The organism is Bradyrhizobium sp. INPA03-11B (genome assembly GCF_040446015.1).
Lineage (GTDB): Bacteria > Pseudomonadota > Alphaproteobacteria > Rhizobiales > Xanthobacteraceae > Bradyrhizobium > Bradyrhizobium macuxiense_A.
On the sequence record NZ_JASGSR010000227.1, the window covers coordinates 1 to 5,577 of the forward strand.

The window sequence follows — 5,577 nt, forward strand, 5'->3', positions numbered from 1 at the left end:
ATTCTATACAGCATGATTGCGCGCGGCGCGCTTCACACTTCCCGCTCGACGCGGATGTCGACCTCGCGCTCGACGAAGCTCCACTCCTCGGTTGCGCGCAGCATGCCGACCAGCTCGTCGAACAGGGTGTCATGGTCGGGCGCGAACTCGAACCAGGTCAGGAAGTCGAAGGGCATGCCGAGGTCGCGGGCGTGAAACAGCTGGCGGGCGATCGCCGGCAGGTATTTCAGGGTCCCTGCGATGTGGTGCGACTTGTCCTCGAAGATCTTGCGGCGCTCCTCCTGGGTCAGCTCCCACCATGCTGCGGATTTCCTGATCGGGATCAGCGCCGCATGCGTTGCCTCGCTGCGGCCGAGCCCGGCCTGCACGGCGGCGAGCTTCTCGCGCTCTTCCTTCTCGGTATAGCGCAGATGGCTCGCGACGCCGGCGAGCCGCCAGGAGGTCTGCGCCGGCAGCAGCGGCAGCGCGATCGCATCGCTCGCAACGATCGACAGCGCCGCGACCTTCGGCAGCGTCTCGCCCTTCACCCGCGTGATGGACGTGACCTGCCAGCCGCCGCTCTGCCCGCCTCTGAATGTCGTGAACATGCCCTATCCAATCCCGGAACCGGGGAGGGGGCAAGGTGGCTGAAACTTCTCTCCACCGAGGAATCCGGGGTAGTCCGGTGGTGCCGCGGAGCCTGTGAATAGTCCGGAAAAATCCTACATTCTTCGTCCAACCACCGGGCGCCCCTATATGGCTAACCGGTTGACCAGCGACTCACCGGACACCACGCTAAAATCGCCCCATGCGTTTCACGCCCCAATTCCTCGAAGAGCTGCGCGCCCGGCTTCCGGTCTCGGAAGTCGTGGGCAAGCGCGTCAAGCTCAAGAAGGCCGGGCGGGAGTGGAAAGGGCTGTCGCCGTTCCAGCAGGAGAAGACCCCGTCCTTCACGGTCAACGACCAGAAGGGCTTTTACCACGACTTCTCCTCCGGCCAGCACGGCAACATCTTCGACTTCGTGATGCAGACCGAGGGCGTCACCTTTCCGGAGGCCGTCGAGCGGCTGGCGTCGATGGCCGGCATGGCGATCCCGGCGGCGAGCCCGGATGCGGCGCGGCACGAGCAGCGCCGCCGCACCCTGTACGACGTGATGGAACTCGCGACCAAGTTCTTCGCGGACACGCTGGCCTCGCGCAACGGCGCCAAGGCGCGCGGCTACCTCGCCGACCGCGCCATCTCGCCGGCGACCCAGCTCCAGTTCCGGATGGGTTATGCGCCGCCGGATCGCTTCGCGCTGAAGGAGCATCTGGGCGCGCAGGGCATCTCGACCGAGGACATGGTGGAGGCCGGGCTCCTGGTGTCCGGCGAGGACAAGCCGGTGCCGTTCGATCGTTTCCGCGATCGCGTCATGTTCCCGATCGCAGATGCCCGCGGCCGCGTCATCGCGTTCGGCGGCCGTGCGCTGGAGAAGGACGTTCCGGCAAAGTACCTGAACTCGCCGGAAACCACGCTGTTTCACAAGGGCGACAATCTCTACAATCTGTTCACGGCGCGGCAGGCCGCGCATGACGGCGCGCAGCTGATCGTCGTCGAAGGCTATGTCGACGTCATCGCCATGGTCACCTCGGGCTTTCCCGGCGCCGTCGCCCCGCTCGGCACCGCGCTGACCGAGAACCAGCTCGGCCTGCTCTGGAAGATGGTCGACGAGCCGATCCTCTGCTTCGACGGCGACCGCGCCGGACAGAAGGCCGCGTATCGCGCGGCCGACATCGCCTTGCCGCAGCTCAAGCCCGGCAAGAGCCTGCGCATCGCTTTGCTCCCGGAAGGGCAGGATCCCGACGATCTCGCCCGCTCCGGCGGCCGCGCCGCGATCGAGGACGTGATCTCGGCGGCGCGTCCGCTCGCCGACATGATCTGGTCGCGCGAGATCGAGGGCGGCAATTTCGACACCCCCGAGCGCCGGGCCGCGCTGGAAGCGCGGATCGGCGAGCTGACCAATGGCATCCGCGACGAGGTGGTGCGCCGCTATTACCGGCAGGACCTGCAGGAGCGGCTGCAACGCAATTTCGCCCCGGAGGGCGGCCGCGGCGGCTACGGCGGCGGCTTCGGCAGGGGCAATTTCGGCGGCGGGCGCGGCGGCGAATCACCCCGCCAGTTTGCCCCCCGCGGCCCGGTCCGAGGTGGCCAGGCCGGCCGCTTTGGCGGCAAGGGCGGCGCCACCCCCGGGATTTCACGGGGTCCGTATCAGGCCGCGAGCCCCCAGCTCGCCAACAGCTCGATCATGCGCGGCCAGCGCAGCGCGATCTCCCGCCGCGAGGCGCTGATCCTGCTATCCCTGATCAACCACCCCTGGCTGCTGCACGACCATCTTGAGGAGGTGGCGGCGCTGGAGCTCGCCCACCCGGAGGCCCACAAGCTCAGGGCCGCCATTATCGCGGCCTTTGCCCACGATCATCACCATTCCCCTGACGTCGAGGAGCAGGCCGAGAAGATGCGCGCCGACCTTGAGGTAAGCGGATTATCGCAGATTCTTCAAAGGGTTGAGCGGGCGATCACAACCCAGGCGGTGTGGGGGACGCAGATCGGTGCGGCGCGCGAGGATGTTTTATCAACCTGGCGTCAACTCGTTGCCTTGCATCAGAAAACCCACGCCTTACTTAGGGAAAGAAAAGATGCGGAAGCGGCCTTGGCTGAAGACTCCAGCGAGGCCAATCTGGCATGGTTGCAGGATATCCAGGCCCGGATGGCAGAAGCCGACGGGACCGAAGCCCTGATTGAAGGGTTCGGCGAATTATCGGGCCGGTTCCAGCGTAATGTCTGATAACAAAAATGCTGCGGACGGCGCCGGCCGAACCCGCAAAAAGACTCGCCAAATCCATGGTTTGGCTGCAAAAACAGGGTTAAGCGAAACTTAATAGCTGCCGTAGCATTTTCAGGCGAAGTGGTCCCCGGTTCGCCGTCAGAAAATGCGTCAGATTTAAAATCTGTCGCGTCTTCCGACCGTAAAACCGGTATCCACTTTTACGGAAGACGCGACGGGCTATTCAAGATTGGAAACCGTCGAGACGGATGACAGGGGTGGCGAGATTTTGCGCCGCCCTTTGTGCGTCGAGAGAGTAAATCTAGATATCATGCCGACGTGTGCGCGTGGCGCCATTTTGCATGACCGCGTTTCGGGAGCTTAGTGAATGGCCACCAAGGCAAAGACGCTGCAGGTTAAGGACAAGGAAAAAGACGACAAGGCGGCGGATGCTCCTGAGAAGGATTCCGCTGACGCGCCGTCGCCGTTGCTCGACCTGTCGGATGCCGCGGTGAAGAAGATGATCAAGCAGGCCAAGAAGCGCGGCTTCGTGACCTTCGATCAGCTCAACGAAGTGCTGCCTTCCGACACGACCTCGCCCGAACAGATCGAAGACATCATGTCGATGCTGTCCGACATGGGCATCAACGTCACCGAGGCCGACGATAGCGAAGGCGAGGACGAGAAGGACGACGGCGACGACGAGACCGATAACGAGCTCGTCGAGGTCACGCAGAAGGCCGTCACCGAGGTCAAGAAGTCGGAGCCCGGCGAGCGCACCGACGATCCCGTGCGCATGTATCTGCGCGAGATGGGCACCGTCGAGCTGCTCTCCCGCGAGGGCGAAATCGCGATTGCAAAGCGCATCGAGGCCGGCCGCGAGGCGATGATCGCGGGCCTCTGCGAGAGTCCGCTGACCTTCCAGGCCATCATCATCTGGCGCGACGAGCTCAACGAAGGCAAGATTTTCCTCCGCGACATCATCGATCTCGAAGCCACCTATGCCGGTCCGGAATCGAAGGGCGGCATCAATCCGAACCTGATCGGCAACAACGGCGCCGAGGGCGCGGCCGCTGAAGGCAATGGCGGCGATGCGCAAGCCGGCGCACCGGCCCATGTCGCGCCGCCCGCAGCGCCGCCGTCGCCGACCCCGTTCCGCGCCGCGCCCGCCGGTGGCGAAGCCGGTGGTGAGGAGAAGGATCCCGGCGAGGCCGCCGCCGAGGGCGACATGGACGACGACGAGTTCGAGAACCAGATGTCGCTCGCCGCCATCGAGGCCGAGCTGAAGCCGAAGGTGGTCGAGACCTTCGACAAGATCGCGTCCGAGTACAAGAAGCTGCGCCGCCTGCAGGAGCAGGACATCGCCAACCAGCTGCAGAGCGAGTCGCTGTCGCCCTCGCAGGAGCGCAAGTACAAGAAGCTGAAGGACGAGATCATCGTCGAGGTGAAGTCGCTGCGCCTCAACCAGGCCCGCATCGACTCGCTGGTCGAGCAGCTCTACGACATCAACAAGAAGCTGGTCTCGTTCGAGGGCCGCCTGCTGCGCCTCGGCGACAGCCACGGCGTCGCGCGCGAGGACTTCCTGCGCAACTACCAGGGTTCGGAGCTCGATCCGCGCTGGCTCAACCGTGTCTCGAAGCTCTCCGCCAAGGGCTGGAAGAACTTCGTCCATCACGAGAAGGACCGCATCAAGGACCTGCGCCACGAGATCCAGTCGCTGGCGGCGCTCACCGGGCTTGAGATCGGCGAATTCCGCAAGATCGTGCACGGCGTGCAGAAGGGCGAGCGCGAGGCCCGTCAGGCCAAGAAGGAGATGGTGGAAGCCAACCTCCGTCTCGTGATCTCGATCGCCAAGAAGTACACCAACCGCGGCCTGCAGTTCCTCGACCTGATCCAGGAAGGCAATATCGGCTTGATGAAGGCGGTCGATAAGTTCGAGTATCGCCGCGGCTACAAGTTCTCGACCTACGCCACCTGGTGGATCCGGCAGGCGATCACCCGTTCGATCGCCGACCAGGCCCGCACCATCCGCATCCCCGTGCACATGATCGAGACGATCAACAAGATCGTCCGCACCTCGCGCCAGATGCTGAACGAGATCGGCCGCGAGCCGACCCCGGAAGAGCTCGCCGAGAAGCTCGGCATGCCCCTGGAGAAGGTCCGCAAGGTCCTCAAGATCGCCAAGGAGCCGCTGTCGCTGGAAACTCCGGTGGGTGACGAAGAGGATTCGCATCTCGGCGATTTCATCGAGGACAAGAACGCGATCCTGCCGATCGACGCGGCGATCCAGTCGAACCTGCGCGAGACCACGACGCGCGTGCTGGCCTCGCTCACCCCGCGCGAAGAACGCGTGCTGCGCATGCGCTTCGGCATCGGCATGAACACCGACCACACGCTGGAAGAAGTCGGCCAGCAGTTCTCGGTCACCCGCGAACGCATCCGCCAGATCGAAGCCAAGGCGCTGCGCAAGCTGAAGCACCCGTCGCGGTCGCGCAAGCTGCGGTCGTTCCTGGATAACTAGTTCGATCGGCATCCATCGAAACAAGAACGGCGGGCCAAGTGCCCGCCGTTTTCATTTGTAGAGATCTCGCAAAAATCGAACGTCGGCGCCCGCGGCCACCCCTCTCCCCAACCCTCCCCCGCAAGGGGGGAGGGAGCCTGACTAGCGTGCTTGCATCACATCGCTCTACGGCTGGCACTTCGCGCAACGATGCATGCCATGTGCTGCTGGTCGCAGACGTGAGGGACGTGCTGGCGGAAGGGCTCCCTCCCCCCTTGCGGGGGAGGGTGGGGAG

3 protein-coding genes are annotated in these 5,577 nt (G+C 64.5%); 2 read left to right on the forward strand and 1 reads right to left on the reverse strand.

Annotation, left to right across the window (positions count from 1 at the left end):
- Positions 1–32: 32 nt before the first annotated feature.
- Positions 33–587, reverse strand: a complete 555-nt coding sequence (locus tag QMZ05_RS40175) for a chlorite dismutase family protein (RefSeq protein WP_353705787.1) — start codon at positions 585–587, stop codon at positions 33–35.
- A gap of 200 nt (positions 588–787) precedes the next feature.
- On the opposite strand from QMZ05_RS40175, the gene dnaG reads away from it, so the two are divergent.
- A complete protein-coding gene (gene dnaG / locus QMZ05_RS40180) occupies positions 788–2,803 on the forward strand; it encodes a DNA primase (RefSeq protein ID WP_353705788.1) in 2,016 nt (671 codons plus the stop codon).
- A gap of 367 nt (positions 2,804–3,170) precedes the next feature.
- Positions 3,171–5,303: an RNA polymerase sigma factor RpoD gene (gene rpoD / locus QMZ05_RS40185; protein WP_353705789.1), complete on the forward strand. Its 2,133-nt coding sequence runs from the start codon at positions 3,171–3,173 to the stop codon at positions 5,301–5,303.
- Positions 5,304–5,577: the final 274 nt, after the last annotated feature.